Origin of the sequence: Pseudomonas sp. KCJK9016 (genome assembly GCF_046231795.1) — a bacterium.
GTDB classification, from domain to species: domain Bacteria; phylum Pseudomonadota; class Gammaproteobacteria; order Pseudomonadales; family Pseudomonadaceae; genus Aquipseudomonas; species Aquipseudomonas bananamidigenes.
Genome location: NZ_JBJJMM010000025.1, coordinates 1 through 19,115 on the forward strand (window position 1 = coordinate 1; position 19,115 = coordinate 19,115).

23 protein-coding genes and 1 pseudogene are annotated in these 19,115 nt (G+C 61.6%); all 24 read left to right on the forward strand.

Translation table 11 applies throughout. The features are described from left to right. Positions 1-475: pseudogene (locus ACK6BI_RS21700) on the forward strand (hypothetical protein); the annotation flags it as partial. Further along, positions 472-1,029: a DUF4376 domain-containing protein gene (locus ACK6BI_RS21705; protein ID WP_409318663.1), complete on the forward strand. Its 558-nt coding sequence runs from the start codon at positions 472-474 to the stop codon at positions 1,027-1,029. The pseudogene ACK6BI_RS21700 and the gene ACK6BI_RS21705, both read left to right, overlap by 4 nt. Before the next feature lie 101 nt (positions 1,030-1,130). Further along, complete coding sequence (locus tag ACK6BI_RS21710) at positions 1,131-1,316, forward strand: hypothetical protein (RefSeq protein WP_039771239.1); 186 nt, start codon at positions 1,131-1,133, stop codon at positions 1,314-1,316. A gap of 2 nt (positions 1,317-1,318) precedes the next feature. Continuing rightward, the gene (locus ACK6BI_RS21715; RefSeq protein WP_065259222.1) at positions 1,319-2,485 is read left to right on the forward strand and encodes a phage tail protein; all 1,167 of its coding nucleotides are present in this window, start codon (positions 1,319-1,321) and stop codon (positions 2,483-2,485) included. Next, positions 2,485-2,991, forward strand: a complete 507-nt coding sequence (locus tag ACK6BI_RS21720) for a phage major tail tube protein (protein ID WP_007908799.1) — start codon at positions 2,485-2,487, stop codon at positions 2,989-2,991. The genes ACK6BI_RS21715 and ACK6BI_RS21720 overlap by 1 nt, the downstream gene beginning before the upstream one ends. 81 nt (positions 2,992-3,072) lie before the next feature. Then, entirely contained in the window at positions 3,073-3,654 is a 582-nt protein-coding gene (locus ACK6BI_RS21725) for a phage tail assembly protein (protein WP_409318664.1), read from the forward strand. Positions 3,655-3,782: 128 nt separating this feature from the next. Further along, positions 3,783-6,023, forward strand: coding sequence for a phage tail tape measure protein (locus ACK6BI_RS21730; protein WP_409318665.1), 2,241 nt, complete (start codon positions 3,783-3,785; stop codon positions 6,021-6,023). Continuing rightward, on the forward strand, positions 6,020-6,403 hold the full coding sequence (locus tag ACK6BI_RS21735) for a phage tail protein (protein WP_409318666.1): 384 nt from the start codon (positions 6,020-6,022) through the stop codon (positions 6,401-6,403). The genes ACK6BI_RS21730 and ACK6BI_RS21735 overlap by 4 nt, the downstream gene beginning before the upstream one ends. Beyond that, positions 6,396-6,608 (forward strand): tail protein X, encoded by a 213-nt coding sequence (locus ACK6BI_RS21740; RefSeq protein ID WP_409318667.1) that lies wholly within the window; start codon positions 6,396-6,398, stop codon positions 6,606-6,608. The genes ACK6BI_RS21735 and ACK6BI_RS21740 overlap by 8 nt, the downstream gene beginning before the upstream one ends. A 9-nt stretch (positions 6,609-6,617) precedes the next feature. Then, on the forward strand, positions 6,618-7,646 hold the full coding sequence (locus ACK6BI_RS21745) for a phage late control D family protein (RefSeq protein WP_409318668.1): 1,029 nt from the start codon (positions 6,618-6,620) through the stop codon (positions 7,644-7,646). 57 nt (positions 7,647-7,703) lie between these two features. Continuing rightward, complete coding sequence (locus tag ACK6BI_RS21750; RefSeq protein ID WP_409318669.1) at positions 7,704-8,288, forward strand: hypothetical protein; 585 nt, start codon at positions 7,704-7,706, stop codon at positions 8,286-8,288. Beyond that, positions 8,285-8,464 (forward strand): DUF2635 domain-containing protein, encoded by a 180-nt coding sequence (locus ACK6BI_RS21755; protein ID WP_007954893.1) that lies wholly within the window; start codon positions 8,285-8,287, stop codon positions 8,462-8,464. Before ACK6BI_RS21750 ends, ACK6BI_RS21755 begins: the two co-directional genes overlap by 4 nt. Beyond that, positions 8,464-9,960: a phage tail sheath subtilisin-like domain-containing protein gene (locus ACK6BI_RS21760; protein WP_409318670.1), complete on the forward strand. Its 1,497-nt coding sequence runs from the start codon at positions 8,464-8,466 to the stop codon at positions 9,958-9,960. Before ACK6BI_RS21755 ends, ACK6BI_RS21760 begins: the two co-directional genes overlap by 1 nt. Positions 9,961-10,026: 66 nt before the next feature. After that, positions 10,027-10,374, forward strand: coding sequence for a phage tail tube protein (locus ACK6BI_RS21765; RefSeq protein ID WP_007908779.1), 348 nt, complete (start codon positions 10,027-10,029; stop codon positions 10,372-10,374). Then, complete coding sequence (locus ACK6BI_RS21770) at positions 10,371-10,667, forward strand: phage tail assembly protein (RefSeq protein ID WP_003222226.1); 297 nt, start codon at positions 10,371-10,373, stop codon at positions 10,665-10,667. The genes ACK6BI_RS21765 and ACK6BI_RS21770 overlap by 4 nt, the downstream gene beginning before the upstream one ends. Positions 10,668-10,797: 130 nt before the next feature. Then, a complete protein-coding gene (locus ACK6BI_RS21775; RefSeq protein ID WP_409318671.1) occupies positions 10,798-12,573 on the forward strand; it encodes a phage tail protein in 1,776 nt (591 codons plus the stop codon). Continuing rightward, positions 12,560-13,795: a DNA circularization protein gene (locus tag ACK6BI_RS21780; RefSeq protein ID WP_409318672.1), complete on the forward strand. Its 1,236-nt coding sequence runs from the start codon at positions 12,560-12,562 to the stop codon at positions 13,793-13,795. The genes ACK6BI_RS21775 and ACK6BI_RS21780 overlap by 14 nt, the downstream gene beginning before the upstream one ends. A gap of 3 nt (positions 13,796-13,798) precedes the next feature. Continuing rightward, positions 13,799-14,842: a phage baseplate assembly protein gene (locus ACK6BI_RS21785; RefSeq protein ID WP_409318673.1), complete on the forward strand. Its 1,044-nt coding sequence runs from the start codon at positions 13,799-13,801 to the stop codon at positions 14,840-14,842. 29 nt (positions 14,843-14,871) lie between these two features. Then, positions 14,872-15,381: a phage baseplate assembly protein V gene (locus ACK6BI_RS21790; RefSeq protein ID WP_409318674.1), complete on the forward strand. Its 510-nt coding sequence runs from the start codon at positions 14,872-14,874 to the stop codon at positions 15,379-15,381. Next, the gene (locus tag ACK6BI_RS21795; protein ID WP_085712882.1) at positions 15,381-15,779 is read left to right on the forward strand and encodes a phage GP46 family protein; all 399 of its coding nucleotides are present in this window, start codon (positions 15,381-15,383) and stop codon (positions 15,777-15,779) included. Before ACK6BI_RS21790 ends, ACK6BI_RS21795 begins: the two co-directional genes overlap by 1 nt. Continuing rightward, the gene (locus ACK6BI_RS21800; protein WP_409318675.1) at positions 15,769-16,815 is read left to right on the forward strand and encodes a baseplate J/gp47 family protein; all 1,047 of its coding nucleotides are present in this window, start codon (positions 15,769-15,771) and stop codon (positions 16,813-16,815) included. Before ACK6BI_RS21795 ends, ACK6BI_RS21800 begins: the two co-directional genes overlap by 11 nt. Next, positions 16,803-17,402, forward strand: a complete 600-nt coding sequence (locus ACK6BI_RS21805; RefSeq protein WP_409318676.1) for a YmfQ family protein — start codon at positions 16,803-16,805, stop codon at positions 17,400-17,402. Before ACK6BI_RS21800 ends, ACK6BI_RS21805 begins: the two co-directional genes overlap by 13 nt. A gap of 11 nt (positions 17,403-17,413) precedes the next feature. Beyond that, complete coding sequence (locus ACK6BI_RS21810) at positions 17,414-18,571, forward strand: phage tail protein (protein WP_409318677.1); 1,158 nt, start codon at positions 17,414-17,416, stop codon at positions 18,569-18,571. Next, positions 18,568-19,083: a phage tail protein gene (locus tag ACK6BI_RS21815; RefSeq protein ID WP_409318678.1), complete on the forward strand. Its 516-nt coding sequence runs from the start codon at positions 18,568-18,570 to the stop codon at positions 19,081-19,083. The genes ACK6BI_RS21810 and ACK6BI_RS21815 overlap by 4 nt, the downstream gene beginning before the upstream one ends. Positions 19,084-19,115: the final 32 nt, after the last annotated feature.

Here is a 19,115-nt window from a genome sequence, read left to right on the forward strand (position 1 = left end):
TGCGTACTTCGACACCTGGATTACCAGCGGATTTGACGGTGTTCTGGTGACAATCGGCAAAGGGGGCTTGGGGGTGCTTGCGGCCAGGGGCGGCAGTGGTGGAACCACGGCCTTTGGCTATTTTGCGGCAGCGCCAGGTGGTTATGGTGGGGGAGTTGGAGCCAACGCCGCGCCGCCGACATATCAGGGGCGCACGCCAAACTCCGAGCTTGCAACCGGGGGAACCCTCGTAAATACCTGGGGGGCGGGTGGTGGTGCTTTGTTTGGCCCCTTGACTACGTTTGTCGTATCTGGCGAGGGCGGCGCGAGTCGTTGGGGAGCTGGCGGCAACTCTATTTCGCAAAGCGGAAATGGAATCGCTGCACTCACTCCGGGCGCGGGGGGCGGCGGCGCAGTAGCGCAGCCTTCTTATCCGTCCAACTTGAAGGGCGGCGACGGCGGCGACGGTTGGATTGAAATCGAGGAATGGACATGAGTGTTTACGTTCGAGTGAATGCCGGTGAGGTGTTCGAGCAGATCGTAACGGATGGGGACATCACACAGATGTACCCACTGTCGCTGGTCTTTGTATGCGTCGATGATGTAGAGCCTGTCCCGTTGATCGGGTGGCATGCCGTCGAATCAGGAGGCGTATGGCATTTCTCGCCGCCGGATGCGCCCCTGATGACGCCTGAGCAACTGTCGGCCATGGTCGCCGCCGAGCGTTTCAAGCGTGAAGCAACGGGAGTATTTGTCGACGGATTGGTAATCGAGACAACCCGCGACAGCCAGGCACTGATCGCCAGTACCGGCCTGTCGGCTGTCCTCGATCCGGAATACCGCTGCAATTTCAAGACGGTGACCGGTTTTGTCGAGATCGGCGCTGCGCAGATCATCGATATCGCGAAGGCAGTACGGGCGCATGTACAGGCCTGTTTTGACCGCGAATTGACGTTGTTACGCTCAATCGAGGCAGGCGAGTACCACGACGAAATGCTTGCCGAGGGTTGGCCAGACTCATCGTCGATCCCTACTGCTGATCTCAAATAAACGCCCCGTACATCGGGGCGTTTTCTTGTCCCCAAACAAACATTCAACACCCATCAAGCCCCTCCCCACGAGGGGCTTTCCCGTTTATGGAGAAACGAAAAATGGCAACCCGCCAAACCTACACCGTGCTCGTTCCATTCCCCACCGGCGGTGGGCACTGGTCGAGTGTCGGCCAGGAACTCGATCTGCTTGATGTCGAGGCCAGTGCCCTGCACAGCGCCGGTCGACTGGAGCTGAAAACACCTACCACCAAGGCCGTGAAGGCCGCTGCCAAGAAGGCTGACTGAATATGGCTGAGGTTCTGAACTTCGAGCACAACGGCATTACCGTCAATGCCACCGAATCCCCCGAGGCCATGGGTGGCCTGGGTGACAACGTCATCGGTCTGGTCGGCACCGCGCCGAAAGCCGATCCGCTGATTCCGCGCAACGCACCGTTTCGCATCAACAGCTTCACCACCCACGCGCTGCTCGATCCGACAGGTTCCGAAGAGGGCACCCTGTACCACGCGGTTTACCAGATCCTGAAAGTGGTCAAGGTGCCGGTGTACGTGGTGATCGTCGAGGCGGGCGCGACCCCGGCCGACACCGTCAACGCGGTGATCGGCGGCATCGAGCCTGCCACCGGCCGCAAACTCGGTCTGGCGGCACTGGGCAGCGTCCCGGAAGACCTGACCATCATCGGCGCGCCGGGCTTCACCGGCACCAAGGCAGTGGCCAGCGAGTTCGCCTCGTTCGGCAAGCGCATCAAGGCCCGCGTGGTGTTGGACGGCAAGGACGCCTCGGTCGCTGACCAGGTGACCTACAGCCAGGAACTGGGCGGCGCCGACCTCGGTTTCGACCGTTGCCTGGTGGTGCACAACATGCCCGCCGTGTACTCGAAAGCCGCGAAGAAAAACGTGTTCCTCGCGCCGTCGAGCCTGGCGATTGCCGCACTGGCCAAGGTCAAGCAATGGGAAAGCCCGGGCAACCAGGTGACCTACGCCGAAGACGTGTCCCGGGTCGTTGAGTACAACATCCTCGACACCTCCACCGAAGGCGATCTGCTCAACCGCTACGGCGTCAGTTACTACGCCCGCACCGTGCTGGGCGGCTTCTCGCTGCTGGGCAACCGCTCGATCACCGGCAAGTTCATCAGCTATGTCGGTCTGGAAGACGCCATCAGCCGCAAGCTGGTGAAGGCCGGCCAGAAAGCCATGGCCAAGAACCTGACCAAGTCCTTCATGGATCAGGAAGTCAAACGCATCAACGACTGGCTGCAGACCCTGGTCGCCGACGAAACCATTCCCGGCGGCAGCGTGTACCTGCACCCGGAACTCAACAGCGTCGAGAAGTACAAGAACGGCACCTGGTACGTGGTCATCGACTACGGCCGCTACGCGCCGAACGAACACATGGTTTATCAACTCAACGCCCGCGATGAAATCATCGAGCAGTTCCTGGAGGACGTTCTCTAATGTTTACCAACCGCGTAAGACAGGCCATCGCGGCCACCCTGCAAGGCCTGCCGCTGTCGGCGACCGTGGAGGAATTCACCCCGCCGAAGATCGATTTCGACATGGAGAACATGACGGGCGGGCGCTTCATCGTCGAGGAAATGGCCAAGAGCGCCAAGCCGCTGAATGCGCAGATCAAACTGCAGGGCACCGGCGCCGAAGTGTTGCTCGCCATGGGCGTGAAACTGGGCGACGACATTCTGCTGAACGTGCGTGAAGCCGGTCAGGATCAGGACGGCAACACCTGGTTCACCTATCACACCATCGGCGGCAAGCTCAAAACCATGGGTGAGGACGCCATCAAAATGGGCGGTAAGGCCCTGACGACGCTGGATTTCTCCTGCCGCACCTACAACCGCCTGGAAAACGGCATTCCGGTGATCGACATCGACGTGCGCACCCAGAAGTTCGTACTTAACGGCGTCGACATCCTCGGTGATGCCCGTCGTGCGGTGCTGATGCCGTAAGCCTTTTCGGCAGACCGTGCACAAACCCTGCGGGCGTTCCTGCCCGCAGGGATCTTCAAGAACACCCAAGGAATTCCTTTCATGTCGTGGATGCCACCCAAGCATGACCTGTTGTCGCCGATCACCGGCGACGACGGCTCGCAGATCGAATCGATCCAGCTCAAGCCGCTGTTCTACGCAGCCCAGAAAGAAGCGCTGGAACGCGCCGGCGACGATGAAGACGATCAGTTTTTCGAACTGGCGCTGCTGGCCACCGGGTTGTCGGTCAAGGAACTCGACCAGCTCAAGCGCCCGGACTACGTGACCATTGCGCAGTACGTACACGAGATGTCGACCCGTCCGGCGTCGTACTTTCTCGACCAGGTCGAAGACGCGGAAAAATCCGACGATCCCGACCAGGTGCAACTGCTCCAACCGCTTGCCGTCACCGGCCGCACCGTGACTTCGCTGAGCCTGGAAATGCCGGCGCTGCGGGCCACCAAAGTGATGAAGAAACTGAAAACGGCCAAGGAACGCGCCGAGTTCATCACTGCCCATTGCACCGGCCTGATGATCCCCGATCTGGCCCAGATGAGCGTCCCTGACTGGACGCAATTGCAGGTGCGCATCGACGATTTTTTAAACCAGCCGGCGGCCTTCTTTCAGAGCGCGACATCGAAGTAATCCTCGATATCGTGCCGCTCATTTACCCGGTAAGTGAGGCGGAAATTCTGGAGTGGGACGCCGAAAAGGCGTTGCGCCGCTACGACATAGCGATCACTCGCCTTGGCGTGAAACAGGAGTAGAGCGGCATGGCAGATACGAAGTATGCGCTGATGCTCGCCAGCGAGAGTGGAAGCATGGCGTTGGGCAGCGCCAGCCTGACGGGTGGATCGATAGCGCCCGACAGTCTCGGCACACCGCTGGTGGATTTGAGTCTGGCACTGGCCATGGCCAGTGCGGATATTCGTTTACTGACCCAGGAACAGGTCAAGCTGCGGGAGGTATTTGCCGCCCAACAGTCTTTGTTCAAGACTGGCGCTGCAGCACCTGCGGCGAACGAACCGAAGTCGAAACTCAAGGCCGAGGTAGAACAGCGTTCACCGCTGAAATTCATGCAAGCCTCAATGGCCAACCAAATGGCCCTGCTTGAACTCAATCAGATTGTGAAGCTGGACAAGGATCAACTTCGGACACTTTCGCAAGACACCCAGAAGATGACCAGCGACAAACAGGTCGCTCCGAGCGGGGCAACCGCTGTGGATCTGCTGAAGGTTCAACTGGCAGCGGCCAGGTCCGGCGTTGGCGATGGTCTTGAGGGCAAGCAGAAAGCGGATGCACTGACGGGTTTTGCTCGTGACGCCGCCATCAATGCCTCGGCATTCGGTGTTGATGTAAAAACGGCTGGCGAAATGATGCTGGCGTGGCAGTCGGCGATGAAGCTTGATCGCACGCAAAGCCAGCGACTGGCTGATGCCAGCAACTACCTGGGCCACAGCGGGCTGGATGCCAAAGCCGTCGACATCGGCTCCGTTGTTCAGAGCTCCGGCGAAAAAGCGATGGTCACGGGGCTCAAGCCTGAACAGATTGCGGCATTAGCCGCTGCTTTTCTCAACAGTGGCGCAGACAAGACCAGTGCCGGCGCCGGGCTGAATGCGTTCACCGCGGTATTGGCCAAGGGCGAGGCAGCAACACAAGAGCAGCGCGTTGCCTGGGCAAAGTTGGGCGTTGAAGGCCTGACACCAGAGACCGTGGCCAGCGGGATGCGCACGGACGCCGCGGCGACTATCAATCAGCTATTGGAAGCGCTCAAGGGCAAATCAGACGAGAAAGAGCGGGAGTCGCTGACGAAGGCTCTCTTCGGTAACGATGATGCGATCGTTAAATTGCTGAAGAAGCCCGAGGATGTGCAGAAGGCGTTTTCTCTGGTTCCTGGCCAAGACCCGAAGTCGGAATCGAAACCCGCGTACGTCGGTTCGGTGGCCAAAACGGCCACGGAGCTGGGTGAAACCTCGCAAGGACGATGGAATGCGCTTGATGCCAGTGCGACCCGATTGTCCACGGCCCTGGGTAGTTCGCTGACCAATCTGGTTGATGGTCTGGTCGTAACGCTGGACAGTGTGGCCAGCGGGATAAGCAGCTTTGCCGAGGAGCAACCAAAGGCCACAGCAGCCCTGCTCGCACTGGTAGGGGTGATTGCTGTTTCCCGGGGGGCGCAAATCAAGGTTGCGATGGCTTCGGCCTTGCGTAATGCAGCAACGAAGCTGTTGGTGACGGCAGGAGCGGGGCCCCTCATCGAAATCGTGGATCGCGCAGCCGGCGTTGGACCCGACGGCAAACCTGTTGCTGCCGGATCTACGAATAGCGCCTCCGCCAATTCGCCTGAGCAAAAGCCGAAAAAGCCGAAGAAGGGAGAGAAGGCAAAGGCCGGAGCGAAGGCGGAAATGAAGTTGGCTGCAAATGTGGATGCATCGCCCCAGACATGGGGCAGTCGCTTTAAAGACGCGAACAGTGCAGCCAAAGGATTCACCAAGTCCAACGCGCTTTTGACACTGGTCACCGCGGTTCCCGACGTGTTCAAAGGCATACAGGACGGCGACAACAAAGCGGTCGGCGGAGCAATAGGCTCGGCGGGCGGAAGCTTGGCGGGCGGTTATGCCGGCGCCGTGGCGGGCGCGATGATCGGTAGCTTCGTTCCCGTTATCGGCACCGCGATCGGTGGCTTGGTGGGGGGCATCATCGGCAGCACAGCGGGCAGCGCAGGTGGTTCGTGGCTGGGCGAAAAACTTGCCCCCGAATCAGAAAAAGACAAGCTCGCTCCACCTGCAGACGTCGCCAAAAGTCTGTCCAGTGTGCAGACACAGAACCAGAGCGTTTCGTTCTCGCCGCTGATCCAGGTCACCTGTCCTGCCCCTGACACTGCCCAACAGATTCAATCGATGATCGAGCAACAGCTGTCCGGCCAGTTCCACGGCCAATTCATGCCGCTGCTGACGGCTAACTCACTCGGGACGCGCCGTGACGCAGCCCTGACCGACGGAGCCGGTACATGAAACAACAAATGGCACTGGGCAGTTTCATCTTCGGCCTGTCGCGGGATTTTGCGTACAGCACGCTGGCGCGAAAGTCTGATGGCGGCTGGACGGAACTGCCGATCCTGACGAGCAAACCCAAATCCCACCAGACCGGGCAGAAGCCCGAAACCCTGACCATCTCCGGCACCTCGATGTACGCCGTGGCGATGAACCGGCTCGATGAGCTGCGTGCGCTGCAGGCACTGAGATCACCACTGCCGTTGATTGACGGCATCGGTCGCAATTGGGGCCTGTGGCGGATCACCAGCATCCAGGAGAACCAGAGCGAGGTCATCGACGACGGCACCGCGATGGTCATCAAGTGGGTCATCGAACTGGCGGAGTTCAACAATGCGTAAGGTACGAAGCATGGCCGGCGATTCGGTGAATCTGTTGCTCTACCGCGAAACCGGTCGCAGCGATGACGCCGCCGAAGAAGCCTTGTGGCAGCTCAACCCGACGCTGGCCGAACACGGCCCGGTGCTGCCTGCGGGCGTCTCGGTGGTGCTGCCGGAACTCGATTCGAAACCCGCCGCAATCAAACCGGTTTCGGCCTGGGATTAAGGAGGCTGCATGGCACAGGGATTCACGCCGGTCGTGGAAATCTATGGGGCCAACGCGGCGCTGCTCAACCAGCGCCTGATCAGTTGGGAGCACGTCGATGCCGCCGGTATCGAGTCTGATCAACTGACGTTGACGATCGATCTGGAAGGGCTTGAAGGCCTGCCAAAACTGGGTGGAAAAATCGGTCTTCGGGTTGGCTATCTTGAGTCGGGAATGGTCGATAAGGGCCAGTTCAAAGTGACGCGCCTGACACCGACCCTGTTCCCGTTTCGCCTGACCCTGGTCGCCACTGCGGCACCGTTCAGCGCCACCGACGAGACCGGTTTCAAGCAGAGGCGCTCCGCCAGTCATGGTCCGACCACGCTGGGTGCACTGTTTCGTGAACTGGTTTCGCGCCATGGGTTTTCACCTCGGGTGGCGCCGGATCTGGCGCTGATCAGGATCGATCACATCGACCAGTCCAACGAAACCGACATGGGTTTCCTGACGCGTCTGGCGAAGAAGTACAAGGTGATCGCCAAACCGGTGGGCGAGTTGTATGTGCTGGCACGGCCCGGTCAGGTGAAATCACTGTCGGGCAAGGTACTGGCGGACGTGCGTCTGACGGTAACCGAGAACAATCGCCCCGGCGATCATGCGTTCATCGGCGCTACCCTTGAAGAGACCGCCCGCGCACAGGCCAAAGGCTGCAAAACCAGCTTCTGGGATAACGCCAAAGGTGTAATGCGTGAGGTGCTGACTGGCGAGGCGCCCTACAAGACCGTACGTCAGACTTGCCAGAGCGAGGAGGAGGCGAGGGCCATCGGTGAGGGCGAAGTGCGCAAGATGCTGCGGGAAAAATACAAGGTGAAGATCACCTGCCCGGGCAATCCGCTGTTGTCTGCCGAAGGCCTGCTGTTGCTCGACGAGACCTGGCCGGACTTCCTGCGTGGTCGCTGGTCGATCGAAAAGGTCACCGCCAGCGGCAAGCGCGAAGAAAGTTATCGCTGCGTCATCGAGGCCACCAGCCTCGACCCGAAAGCAGACGCCAAAGACTGATTCGCCCCGCCATACGCTCCCACTCCTGCGTCACTCTCTAACACTGGAACGCTCCCCATGAAGATCTCCCCGATCCTCACGCAGCTGCGTGCGCAATGCCCAAGCCTTGCCGGCCATATCGCGACAGGTGTCGACCTGGTGCTGCTGCAAGGCAACCCGAATCTGCCGACACCGTCGGCCCATGTTTTACCGCTGGCCGACCTGGCCGGCGCCAGCACCGCACAGAACTCCGCCAGCCAGCCGATCCGTGACCGCTTCGAAATCATCCTGGTGCTCGACGCCACGGACGCCACAAAAGCGCTGGATCTGTTGCATGACCTGCGCGCCGAAGTCTGGCGTGCGCTGGTGGGTTTCAAGCCCGGTTCCGACTACAGCGCCATCGTTTACGACGGCGGCGAAACACTCTCGATCAACAGCAGCCGTGCGTTCTACCGGCTGCGCTTTTTTGCCGAGTTCCAGCTGGGCCGCAATCTGCCAAGTCAGCCTGCGGAGAGTTGGCACGAACGCGAACTGGACGGTTTGTCGTCCTTTACCGGGGTCACCGTGCGGGTCGATGCGATCGATCCGGCCGACCCCAACCTGAAACACCCGGGCCCTGACGGGCGCGTGGAAATGACTTTCTCTGGAGACGTAACCCCATGAGCAACCGCATCACCGTAGTGCCGGCCGCCGGCCGTGCCGTGCCGGACCCGGAAGCCGGCGACCTGCTGCCCCTGGAGGGCCGTGAAGTGCTGGACAGCGCCTGGTGGCGCCGGCGTCTGGCCGACGGCGATATCACCCTCAAAACCGCAACAGCCAAACAAAAGGGAGCCAAATAATGGCGATCGGATTCAGCAACATCCCCGCGGACATACGTGTACCGCTGTTCTATGCCGAAATGGACAACTCGGCCGCCAATAGCGCGTCCTCGTCCATGCGCCGTCTGATCGTGGCGCAGGTCAACGACAACATCGCCCCGAGCGAAACCGGCAAACTGGTGCTGGTTTCCAGCGTGGCACTGGCCAAGAGCATTGGCGGCCAGGGCTCGATGCTGGCGTCGATGTACGAGACTTTCCGCAAGGCCGACCCGATCGGTGAGATCTGGTGCCTGCCGCTGCACAACGCCACCGGCGCCATCGCCAAAGGCGTGCTGACCCTGACCGGCACCGCGACTCAGGCCGGTGTGCTCAACCTGTATGTCGGCGGTGTGCGAGTGCAGGCCAACGTGGTCAACGGTGCCACTGCAGCCCAGGCGGCCACCGCTCTGGCACAGAAAATCAATGCCACCGCCGATCTGCCGGTGAGCGCAGCCGCCGCTGAAGGTGTTGTCACCCTGAACGCCAAATGGACCGGCGAAAGCGGCAACGACATCAGCCTGCAATTCAACCGCCTGGGCAAGAGCAACGGCGAAGAAACCCCGGCAGGCCTGACCACCGCCATCACCGCCATGACCGGCGGCGTCGGTGTACCGGATCAAGTGGCTGCCGTTGCGGCACTGGGCGATGAGCCGTTCGAATTCATCGCGCTGCCATGGTCCGACCTGGCCACCCTCAACACCTGGCAGGCGGTGATGGACGACAGCACCGGTCGCTGGTCGTGGGCCAAGCAACTGTTCGGTCATGTCTACAGTGCCAAGCGCGGCACCGTCGGCACTCTGGTGGCCGCCGGTCAGGCGCGCAACGACCAGCACATGACCATTCAGGCGCTGGAGCCGGGCGTTCCGCAACCGGTGTGGGTACAAGCCGCTGCACTGGCTGCACGCACCGCCGTGTTCATCTCTGCCGACGCCAGCCGTCCGACCCAGAGCGGCAGCCTGCCGGGCGTCGATCCGGCACCGGCCAGCGAGCGCTTCACCCTGACCGAGCGTCAGTCGCTGCTCAACTACGGCATCGCCACCGCGTATTACGAAGGCGGCTACGTGCGTATCCAGCGCTCGATCACCACCTACCAGAAGAACGCCTACGGCCAGGCCGACAACTCGTACCTGGACAGCGAAACCATGCACCAGTCGGCGTACATCGTGCGTCGTCTGCAAAGCGTGATCACCAGCAAGTACGGTCGCCACAAACTGGCTTCCGACGGCACGCGCTTCGGTGCCGGTCAGCCGATCGTCACCCCGGCGACCATTCGCGGTGAGCTGATCGCCCAGTACGCCAAGCTCGAACTGGAAGGCCACGTGGAAAACGCCGAGCTGTTCGCCGAGCACCTGATCGTCGAGCGCGACGTGCAGGACCCGAGCCGCGTGAACGTGCTGTTCCCGCCGGATTACATCAACGGTCTGCGCGTGTTCGCACTGCTCAACCAGTTCCGTCTGCAGTACGACGACGTCGCCTGATCGGCCCGTTTGACACTGTGATTCGGCCCACCTTGCGTGGGCTTTTTATTTGAAGGGAGTAACACCATGGGTCAACTGATTGCAGGCACCTGCTACGTCAAGGTCGACGGTGCACAACTGACCATCAATGGCGGCTGCGAAGCCCCGCTGATGGCCGTCAAACGCGAAACCGTCGTGCCGGGTTTCTACAAGGAGACCGACATCGCGCCGTCGTTCAAGGTGACTGCGCTGCACACCGCCGACTTCCCGCTGAAGAAGCTGATCGAAGGCACCGACATCACCGTCACCTGCGAATTCAGCAACGGTAAAGTCTACGTACTGGCCGGTGCCTACCTGGTCGAAGAGCCAGTCTCCAAGGGCGATGACGCCACCATCGAGCTGAAATTCGAAGGCATCAAGGGGACCTGGCAATGAGCGGCGCCGTGAAGCTTCAGGTTGCGATCGAAGCTCACGGCGAGCCCCTGACCGAACTCGTCCTGCGCCGTCCGACGGTGCAGGAGGTACGAGCGATCAAGGCGCTGCCGTACAAGATCGACAAGAGCGAAGAAGTCAGCCTCGACATGGACGTGGCGGCCAAATATATCGCCGTGTGCGCCGGCATTCCGCCGTCGTCGGTCAACCAGCTGGACCTGGCTGACCTCAACGCGCTGAGCTGGGCCGTTGCGAGTTTTTTCATGAGTGCGGCGTCGGAGCCATCACCGACCTGATCGCGGTCGCCTATGACCTGGCCTGGTTCTGGAAGGTTGACCCCGAACAGATGATGGCCAGGCCACTGGATGTGCTTCGCGAATCGCTGGAGCACGCGCAACGGATCAATGCGATGCAGCAGGTGCAGTGATGGCAGACGAAGAAAAGAAAGAGAAAACCTCGGTGCTGCTGACGGGCATCGATGAACTGTCGCCCAAACTCGGTGCCCTGCGAGTAAAGGTCGAGAGTTTCAAGAAAAACCTCGAACAGATCGGCCTCGGCAAACTGGACATCAGCGGTCTGTTCAAGGGCGGCAGCGTGATCACGCCGTTCGTGGACGGCATCAAATCCGCCGCCGCCTTCCAGGGCAAGTTGACCGAGGTCAGCGAGACGGCGAAAACCGTCGACCTGCCTGCCACGCCAAAGGCTGCGGAACAAAACATGAACGTGTTCAGTGCGTCCATGGAAAAGGTCTCCGCTGCAGTGGACGCCGCACTGGTGCCGGCAGTGGGCGCATTGGTGGTCGGGCTGGAGCCGGTGCTGACCCAGGTCGGCAGCCTGCTCGCCGACAACCCGAAACTGGTCGAAGGACTGGCGGCGGGGGCGATTGCGTTTTCCGCCATGCAAACCGCCGTCACCGGTATGACCCAGGTGATGGACGTCATGAGCATGGTGCTCAAGACCAATCCGATCATGTTGATCGCCATGGGCATTGCCGTGGCGGCCGGACTGATCGTGGCCAACTGGACACCGATTTCCGCGTTCTTCACCGGATTGTGGGACGGTGTCAAAAACGCCGGAGCCAGTGCAATGGTGACGTTGCGCTCGGTACTCGACTGGCGACCGCTGGAAACACTGGCAGCGCTTTGGGAACCGGTCACGGGTTTCTTTTCCGGGATCTGGGAAAAGGTCAAAGCGGTTACCGCTCCGGTGATCGACTTCTTCACGTCGGTTTTCTCATGGTCGCCTGCGGGCCTGATCCTGGAAAACTGGGGGCCGTTGACCGGTCTTTTTTCGGCGATCTGGGAGTTGCTCAAGGCTTTGAGTGTGCCGGTGATGTCGTTCCTCAAGGGGCTGTTCGACTGGACGCCGCTGGGGATGATCGTCAACAACTGGGGCGCGATCACCGGTTTTTTCGCCTCGATCTGGGCGGCGTTGCAACCGGCGGCGCAAGCTATCAAGGACTTCTTCGGCACGCTGTTCGACTATTCCCCGTTGGGGATGCTCGTCAACAACTGGGGCAGCGTCGTGACCTTTTTCGAGCCAGTCTGGGCCGCGCTGCAAGCGTCGGCGCAACAGATCAAAAGCTTCTTCCAGAGCCTGTTCGAATGGTCGCCGCTGGAGCAGATCGCGCAGTACTGGCAGCCGATCAGCGAAGTGTTTTCGGCGCTATGGGGCGTGGTGCAAGCGTTGGCAGCGCCGGTGCTGGAGTTCCTGCACAACATGTTCGAATGGACACCGTTGGGGCAGATCATCAAGAACTGGGGCCCGATCACCGAATGGTTCGGCGAGCTGTGGCAAAAGCTGCAAACCGTCATCGCACCGATCAAGGAACTGTTCGATGGCGGCTTCGCCGGGCTGATCGCCAAGGTGACCGGCAAGGTCGAAACCCTGACTGAAGCGCAGCGTCAGACCAATGCCGAAGGCAAGGGCGAACTGGCGCCGGCATTCTTCGGTGCCAGCCCGAAAGCCGAGGGTGGCAGCACGCTGAAGGGCGGTTCTTTGCCGCAGACCTCTGGCGCCCTGATCCAGCAAAGCGCCGCCAACAACCGCACGCAACTCGAAGGCGGCCTGACGGTGCGCTTCGAAAACGCGCCGGCGGGGCTGCGCACCGATCAACCGCAAACCAATCAACCGGGGCTGGCGCTCAGTTCGCGCATCGGCTATCGCTCGCTGTCGGCAGGAGGTTCCAATGAACTGGCGTGACCGTTTGTTGCCGGCATCCTTCCGGGGTGTCGGCTTCTGGATCGACCAGGCGAAAACCCCGGTCGGCCGCAAGGGGCAGTTGCATGAGTATCCGCAACGGGATCTGCCGTTTTTCGAGGATCTCGGCCAGCAGGCCAAGACCCACGACCTGACGGCGTTCATCATCGGTGCCGATTGCCTGGAGCAGCGCGACAAGCTGCTCCAGGCTTTGGAACAGGGCAGCGGCGAGCTGGTGCATCCGTGGCTGGGCCGCTTGCAGGTCAAGGTCGGCGAGTGCGACATGACCCACACCCGCCAGGACGGCGGGATGGTGACTTTCTCCTTGAAATTCTACCCGGACCGGCCGCTGCCGTTTCCGACGGCGACGGTCAGCACGCAAAAAGTCCTGCTGATCAAGGCTGACGGTTTGCTCGGGTCGGCGGTGGCGCGCTTCGAACAGGCGATGACCCTGATCAAGGCGGCGCGGATCGGCATCGCCAACCTGCGCAACAGCCTCACCGGCGTGTATGACGTGATCAAGGAGCAGCTCAAGCCGCTGATCGCGCAGTACAAGCAGATCACCGAACTGGTCAGGGCCGTCAAGGAACTGCCCAAGGAAGTGGCTGCGGAGTTCAAGGGCTTGCTCGGCGATATCAAAGAGCTGAAGGCATTCGCGAAGGAGGGCTACCGTGGCGTGATTGCCGACGTGTCCCAACAGATCGAAGCCATCCGCAAGGCCGACGCACCGAAGATCACCACCGGCAAGGACACCACCGCTGCGGCGCAGGCCCTGGCCAATCTGGTGCAGGACACCCTGATCGTCAAAGCGGCGCAATGGGTAGCCTCGATGCCAGTGGCGTCGACGCCGGTGAAACTGTCGTCGACGCCTTCGCTGGACCAACAGTCGAAACAGCCGGTCAGCCGTCAGGAAGTGCCGGTCACCGACGATCTGCAAGCGCTGCAAAAAGAGCTGATCGAAGCGCTGCAAAAGGCCCAGGATAAGGCCGATCCCGCGCACTACCAGGCCATCGCGGATGTGAAGGAAGCGCTGATCGCGCACCTCAAGGCCGTGGCTTCGTCCGGTGTGCGACTGGTCAGCAAAACCTTCCAGGAAACCTTTCCGGCGCTGGTCGTGGCCTACAAGCAGTTTGGCGACGCCACTCGGGTGACCGAGGTCATTCAGCGCAATGGTCTGTCTCATCCGAGCTTCTCACCCAACGAAGTCAAGGTTTCCAGGGAGTGAGTCATGAACGAGACTGACAACCGCGTCACGCTGACTGTCGGCGACATGGAATACGGTGGCTGGAAAAGCGTGGAAATCACGGCGGACCTGGAGCGCCAGTTCCGCACCTTCAAACTTGACATCACCTGGCAATGGCCGGGGCAGACCGTGGATCAGCGGATCAAGGCCGGTGACCCGTGCGAAGTGCGGATCGGCCAGGATCTGGTGCTCACCGGTTATGTGTTCAAGGCCCCGATCAGTTATGACGGGCGACAGATCAGCCTGAGCATCGAAGGCAGTTCCAAGACCCAGGATCTGGTGGACTGTGCGGCGCGAAACATCCCTGGCCAATGGCAGGATCAGTCGCTGCTGAGCATCGTCCAGGCCCTGGCCATGGAGTATGCGTTGATGGTGGTCAACGAAATTCCCGAGACCGCACGCCTGAGCAAACACACGATCGTGCCGGGTGAAACGGTGTTTCAGTCGATCGACCGTCTGCTTTCGCTGTACCGGGTGTTTTCCACCGATGATGCCGAAGGCCGGCTGGTGCTCGCCAGACCCGGCAGCGCCGGCCGCGCCAGCGATGCACTGGAGCTGGGCAAGAACATTCTCTCGGCCAATGCGCCGATGGATTTCAGCCAGGTGTTTTCCGAATACCGGGTGATCGGCCAGCAGAAGGGCAACGACAAGAAGAGCGGGGCGGCGGTCAGCGAAGTGGAATCGACGGCGACCGACCTGAGCTTCAAGCGTCGGCGCACCACGATCATCAACGAAGGCTCGCAACTGACGTTCGAACTGGCCCAGCAACGGGCCCAATGGGAGAGCGCGACGCGTATGGGCCGGGCGCTGACCACGACTTATCAGGTACAGGGCTGGCGTCAGTCCAACGGTGACCTGTGGCGTCACAACACCCTGGTGCGGGTCAAGGATCCGGTGTTCGGGTTCGATGAAGACATGCTGATTTCCAAGGTGACGTATTCGCTGTCGGCGCAAGGTTCGGTGACCACCCTGCAAGTGGCGCCACCGCATACCTTCGACGCGAACCCGACTCCCCCGAAAAAGACCTGAGCCCGACACCGCCCTCCAAGGAAAACCCTATGAGCCTACTGACACGCCTGCTGGCGCGCGGCACTGTCGTGCTCGCCAGTTCGGCCTCCAAGCTGCAATCGCTGCAAATGCGCCTCACCGCCGGTGAAGTGAACGACGACATGGAGCACTTCGAACCCTACGGCTTCACCAGCCACCCGCTGGCCGGTGCCGAAGGCGTCGTCACCTTTCTTGGCGGCGACCGTTCCCACGCCATCGCGCTGGTGGTCGCTGACCGCCGTTATCGCCTGCAATCGCTGGCGGCCGGCGAAGTGGCGATCTACACCGACGAAGGTGACAAGATCCACTTCAGGCGCGGGCGGATCATCGACATCGAAACCGCCACGCTCAACATCCGCGCCATCACCGCCGTGAACTTCGAGACGCCGGTGATCAACCAGACCGGCAAGATCGTTTCCCAGGGCGACCAAGTGGCCGGCGGCATCAGCCAGATCAAGCACGTGCATGGCGGCGTGCAGGGCGGCAGCGGCCAGACCGGCGTGCCGGCGGGAGGTCAGTGATGCTTTTCAGCCAGAACCTCCATGCCGCGCTGACACGCTCGGTGTTGATCAGCCTGTTCACCTGGCGCCGTGCTGCCGACGACGATGCTCTTGATGACGAGGAACGTTACGGCTGGTGGGGCGACACCTTTCCCACCGTAGCCGACGACCGCATCGGCTCGCGGCTGTGGCTGCTGCGTCGGGTCAAGTTGACCCGGCAGACCCAGATGGACGCCGAGTTCTATGCCCGCGAAGCCCTGCAATGGCTGATCGACGACGGCCATTGCAGCGCCATCGACATCATCAGCGAACGCCTCGACGCCCAGCGCCTGAACCTGCGTACGGTCCTGACCCTGGCCGACGGCGAACGCCTGGACATCAACCCCGATAACAGTTGGCAGGTGATCTATGCCGTTTGAAACCCCTTCGCTGCCGGTGCTGATCAAGCGCACCCAAAGCGACCTGGCCGGCGATTCGCTGCGCCAGTCCGATGCGCAAGTCCTGGCCCGTACCGTTGGTGGGGCCGCTTACGGTCTGTATGGCTACCTTGACTGGATCGCCGAGCAGATTCTGCCCGACACCGCCGACGAGTCGACCCTGGAACGCATCGCCGCGCTGCGCCTGAACCAGCCGCGCAAACCGGCGCAGGTCGCCACCGGCAGCGTCAGTTTTACCGCCACCGCAGGCGCGGTGCTGGACGTCGATACGCTGCTGCAATCGAGCGATGGCCGCACCTACAAAGTCACCGCCGCACGCACTACGGTCAATGGCAGCAACACCACCACCATCGCGGCGCTGGAGGCGGGCAGTCTCGGCAATGCCGATGCCGGGCTGGCGCTGACTCCGGTGCAGCCGGTGAGCGGCGTAGTCGGCAACAGCTTTGTCGTGCTGGCGCCGGGTCTCAGCGGCGGTGTGGCGCGGGAAAGCCTGGAATCGCTGCGTTCGCGGGTGATCCGCTCCTATCGCGTGATCCCCCACGGCGGTTCGGCCAGCGACTATGAAACCTGGGCGCTGGAAGTGCCGGGCGTAACTCGGGCCTGGTGCCGTGGTGGCCTGCTCGGGCCGGGCACGGTGACGGTGTTCATCATGCGTGATGAAGATCCGCAACCGGTGCCCAACGACGAGCAACTGGCGCAAGTCCAGGACTACATCGAACCGCTGCGACCGGTGACGGCGGAAGTGCATGTGCAGCGACCGATTCAAGTGCCGGTGGTGTACCGCTTCAAGAGCGTCAACCCGGACACCACCGCCGTGCGCGCCGCTGTCGAAGCGCAGCTGCGCGACCTGCACAACCGTGAAGCCGATCTCGGCGTGCCGTTGCTGATCAGTCATATCCGCGAAGCCATCAGCAGCGCCGGCGGTGAGTACGATCACACCTTGACCGCGCCGGCCGCTGACGTGCCTGCCGGTCAAAGCGAACTGCTCACCTTCGGAGGTTGCGTATGGGGGGCATAAGAACCGCTGCGCAATATCAGGCGCAGCTTCGCGCACTGCTGCCCAGTGGCCCGGCATGGGACCCGGAGCGGGTGCCGGAGCTGGATGAGGTACTGCAAGGCGTCGCAGCCGAACTGGCACGTCTCGATGCCCGCGCCGCCGACCTGCTCAACGAAATGGACCCGGCCGGCGTCAGCGAGCTGGTGCCGGACTGGGAACAGGTGATGAACCTGCCCGACCCGTGCCTGGGCGCCACACCGCTGTTCGATGACCGTCGTCTCGCCGTGCGCCGCCGCTTGCTCGCGGTCGGCAGCCAGGCCGTCGGCTACTACCTGGAAATCGCCAGAAGCCAGGGTTACCCCAACGCCACCATCACCGAACTCGAAGCCCCGCGCATGGGCCGCTCGCGCTTCGGCGCGGCGCATTGGGGCACCTGGGAAGCGCAGTTCATGTGGACGCTCAACACCGGCGGCCGCTTGCTGCTCGGCCGGCGTTTCGGCGCGAGTTACTGGGGCGAGCGCTTTGGCGTGAATCCGGGCTCGGCACTTGAGTGCCTGATTCATCGGGCGGCGCCGGCGCATACCAAGGTGCACATCAACTATGACTAGGGAATAACGCAATGGATTATCCGAAGAGTGTGCCCAGCGCCGGTCTGGTGAATGGGAAATTTATCGATGAAAACCCGCTGACCGGGACGCCGGGATCGTTGATCCCGGCTGACTGGGGCAACGGCGTTACGCAGGAAATTCTCAACGTGATCAAGGCTGGGGATCTGACCCCGGACGAGAAGAAATATGATCAGTTGTTGCAGGCGATTCAGACGGTGACGGCCAAGGGCTGGAATCAGGATCTGGCATTGCCGCTGGCAGCGTTGCCATTGCCGACCGTGGCCACGGCGGATGCCCGGATGCCGATTACACCGGCCGCAGCCTCGACCAGTGGCGGGCGGGTGTCGGTGCCGGCGGGTATCTACGTCAGCATTGGCCAGGAAGTGCTGGCAGGGCAGTTGGGACGTTCGCGGACGTTCACCACTCAGGCCTGGAGTAGCGCCGATCTGTTGCCGAGTTCGGGGTACTTTCTGCGGGCTCAGGTGGTGAATGGTGCACTGACGTTCTACATGCAGCGCGGGACGATTTACGACGTGACGCCCGATTCCCTGAAGGGCACGGTCAACGGTGCTGCCGGCGGTGGTTTCCAGAGTTCGGTGCTGGACATGTGCCTGGCCTGGGTGGTCACCGGTGCTCCAGGCTCTGTGCCGGTAGTGCGCTCGATTTACAACCGGGCGCGTTTGACCTGGACGCAGACCGTCAACGGCACCGGCGCGGTTTTTTTGCCGCTCGACCCTCATGCTCGTGCTGCACGGTTGATCGTGGGTAACCCGACGCCTTCCTCGACCGCTGTCACCTCTATGGCTTTTCCTGGCACCGGATGGTCCGGTGGCAACTACTGCTTTCTGTCACCTACTGCGACGACCAGTGCCAACAACGCCACCGGCTGGAATCCGGCGACGTTGTATCCGTGCGTGCTGTTTACCAACAACGTTCTCAATGACGTCACGGTGTCGACCCTGGCCGCCAGTTTTGACCATATGCAACTGCGCTCGCTCTGGCAGAGCTTCCAGGCGGAACACACGCTGGGGCAAACCATCGCCGACAGCGATGAGTTGTTGTTAAGCATGGGCATCAAAAACCATCCGCAAACCGACTACAGCGTCGGTATTCCGATCAACTTTTCTGATGCTGTGAACGTGCAGCTGTCGTGGGAGCTCATTCGATGATCGTAATTCAGGAACTGCATCAGATCGATGGAGAGTTGCGTCCTGCGCCGCCGTCCTCTGCACATGACTGGAACGGTGAACAGTGGCTCGTCAACCCCGAGAAGGTCGCGCTGCTGGAGCAGCAGGAAACCGAAAGCCTGTGCGCCCGGGTCGATGCAGTCGCCGACGGCGCCCGTACCGCACTGGCCGGTGACCCGCTCAAGGCCCTCGAGTACGCCCAGGCGGCGGTCGACGCTCAGGCCTATCAAGACGCCGGTTACCCGAAAAAAGAGGTGCCGTTATCCGTTGCTGCCTGGGTCGCCAAGGGGAGGTCGGCAAAACAGTCCGCCGAGCAGATCCTCGACAAGGCTGCCCAGCTCAGCGAGAACCTGCTGACCCTGCGAACCTTGCGCTTGAAGGCCAAGACCCAGATCCGTGCGTATGCGAGCAAAAGCCAGATGGATCAGGCTCGCGCTACCGCCGATGAGGCACTGCAGGCCATTCGTGAATTGACGGCCAACTCTAACCTGTAATCGCAACGCGCTTAATCCAGGCCCACTTCGTT

Excerpts from the sequence above, each read along its gene's own strand:
- ACK6BI_RS21790 (WP_409318674.1), top strand. The coding sequence starts at position 14,872 with ATGAGCCTACTGACACGCCTGCTGGCGCGCGGCACTGTCGTGCTCGCC.
- ACK6BI_RS21705 (WP_409318663.1), top strand. The coding sequence starts at position 472 with ATGAGTGTTTACGTTCGAGTGAATGCCGGTGAGGTGTTCGAGCAGATC.
- ACK6BI_RS21795 (WP_085712882.1), top strand. The coding sequence starts at position 15,381 with ATGCTTTTCAGCCAGAACCTCCATGCCGCGCTGACACGCTCGGTGTTG.
- ACK6BI_RS21745 (WP_409318668.1), top strand. The coding sequence starts at position 6,618 with ATGGCACAGGGATTCACGCCGGTCGTGGAAATCTATGGGGCCAACGCG.
- ACK6BI_RS21775 (WP_409318671.1), top strand. The coding sequence starts at position 10,798 with ATGGCAGACGAAGAAAAGAAAGAGAAAACCTCGGTGCTGCTGACGGGC.
- ACK6BI_RS21740 (WP_409318667.1), top strand. The coding sequence starts at position 6,396 with ATGCGTAAGGTACGAAGCATGGCCGGCGATTCGGTGAATCTGTTGCTC.
- ACK6BI_RS21770 (WP_003222226.1), top strand. The coding sequence starts at position 10,371 with ATGAGCGGCGCCGTGAAGCTTCAGGTTGCGATCGAAGCTCACGGCGAG.
- ACK6BI_RS21760 (WP_409318670.1), top strand. The coding sequence starts at position 8,464 with ATGGCGATCGGATTCAGCAACATCCCCGCGGACATACGTGTACCGCTG.
- ACK6BI_RS21730 (WP_409318665.1), top strand. The coding sequence starts at position 3,783 with ATGGCAGATACGAAGTATGCGCTGATGCTCGCCAGCGAGAGTGGAAGC.
- ACK6BI_RS21755 (WP_007954893.1), top strand. The coding sequence starts at position 8,285 with ATGAGCAACCGCATCACCGTAGTGCCGGCCGCCGGCCGTGCCGTGCCG.
- ACK6BI_RS21750 (WP_409318669.1), top strand. The coding sequence starts at position 7,704 with ATGAAGATCTCCCCGATCCTCACGCAGCTGCGTGCGCAATGCCCAAGC.
- ACK6BI_RS21815 (WP_409318678.1), top strand. The coding sequence starts at position 18,568 with ATGATCGTAATTCAGGAACTGCATCAGATCGATGGAGAGTTGCGTCCT.
- ACK6BI_RS21810 (WP_409318677.1), top strand. The coding sequence starts at position 17,414 with ATGGATTATCCGAAGAGTGTGCCCAGCGCCGGTCTGGTGAATGGGAAA.
- ACK6BI_RS21715 (WP_065259222.1), top strand. The coding sequence starts at position 1,319 with ATGGCTGAGGTTCTGAACTTCGAGCACAACGGCATTACCGTCAATGCC.
- ACK6BI_RS21805 (WP_409318676.1), top strand. The coding sequence starts at position 16,803 with ATGGGGGGCATAAGAACCGCTGCGCAATATCAGGCGCAGCTTCGCGCA.
- ACK6BI_RS21710 (WP_039771239.1), top strand. The coding sequence starts at position 1,131 with ATGGCAACCCGCCAAACCTACACCGTGCTCGTTCCATTCCCCACCGGC.
- ACK6BI_RS21800 (WP_409318675.1), top strand. The coding sequence starts at position 15,769 with ATGCCGTTTGAAACCCCTTCGCTGCCGGTGCTGATCAAGCGCACCCAA.
- ACK6BI_RS21785 (WP_409318673.1), top strand. The coding sequence starts at position 13,799 with ATGAACGAGACTGACAACCGCGTCACGCTGACTGTCGGCGACATGGAA.
- ACK6BI_RS21720 (WP_007908799.1), top strand. The coding sequence starts at position 2,485 with ATGTTTACCAACCGCGTAAGACAGGCCATCGCGGCCACCCTGCAAGGC.
- ACK6BI_RS21765 (WP_007908779.1), top strand. The coding sequence starts at position 10,027 with ATGGGTCAACTGATTGCAGGCACCTGCTACGTCAAGGTCGACGGTGCA.
- ACK6BI_RS21725 (WP_409318664.1), top strand. The coding sequence starts at position 3,073 with ATGTCGTGGATGCCACCCAAGCATGACCTGTTGTCGCCGATCACCGGC.
- ACK6BI_RS21780 (WP_409318672.1), top strand. The coding sequence starts at position 12,560 with ATGAACTGGCGTGACCGTTTGTTGCCGGCATCCTTCCGGGGTGTCGGC.
- ACK6BI_RS21735 (WP_409318666.1), top strand. The coding sequence starts at position 6,020 with ATGAAACAACAAATGGCACTGGGCAGTTTCATCTTCGGCCTGTCGCGG.